Below are 708 nucleotides of genomic sequence, written 5' to 3'. Positions count from 1 at the left end.
AACGAGCCGGTCAAGGCGGCCGAGACCTATACGACCGCGGGGCTGGTCGTGCCGGCAACCGCCAAGGGCGATCGCATGCCCGGCGTCCAGCAAGTCGCCTATGTCGTGCCGCAGAACCCGGCGGCCCTGGTCCAGTTCCCGGCAGGGCCCGTGCAAGAAGAACACGCGACGGGCGTGCGTGGCGATGTCGAGCGGCTGATCGAGAAATATGCGGCGATCTATCAGGTGCCGGTGGATCTGGTGCGCCATGTCGTCAACCGCGAGAGCACCTTCAACCCGAAAGCCTACAACAACGGCCATTGGGGGCTGATGCAGATCAAACACGCGACGGCGCGCGGCATGGGCTATGACGGGCCGGCCAAGGGCCTGTTCGATGCCGAAACCAATCTGAAATACGCGGTGAAATATCTGCGCGGCGCCTGGCTGGTGGCCGGCGGCAACGCCAAGAAGGCCGACTGGCTCTACCAGACCGGCTATTATTACGACGCCAAGCGCAAGGGCCTGCTCGAGGCGACCGGCCTTGGCCGCGACCGCCAGCGCCGTCGCCTGCAGCCCGACGCCTGAGCGCGATGCCTGAACCGCGCCCGCCGGCTCTCAACGACATCCGGCTGCGCAAAATCCTCGACGAGACGCTGGTTCCGCCGCACTGGCCCGACGGCTTTGTCATGCGCAGCTTCGAGCCCGGTGATGCGCTGCCCCTGCATGCGC

Annotated in this window: 1 protein-coding gene and 1 pseudogene; both read left to right on the top strand. The window is 66.5% G+C overall.

The genetic code is table 11. From position 1 onward, the window contains the following. Positions 1-564: lytic transglycosylase domain-containing protein (locus tag EN750_RS37470; RefSeq protein ID WP_145968338.1), on the top strand; the 564-nt coding region annotated here is incomplete at its 5' end. A gap of 5 nt (positions 565-569) precedes the next feature. Further along, positions 570-708: pseudogene (locus EN750_RS41775) on the top strand (GNAT family N-acetyltransferase); the annotation flags it as partial.

Source organism: Mesorhizobium sp. M7A.F.Ca.ET.027.03.2.1 (assembly GCF_003999175.1).
GTDB lineage: Bacteria > Pseudomonadota > Alphaproteobacteria > Rhizobiales > Rhizobiaceae > Mesorhizobium.
The sequence above is the reverse complement of the archived record's forward strand: the minus strand, read 5'-3'. Positions and strand labels throughout refer to the sequence as shown.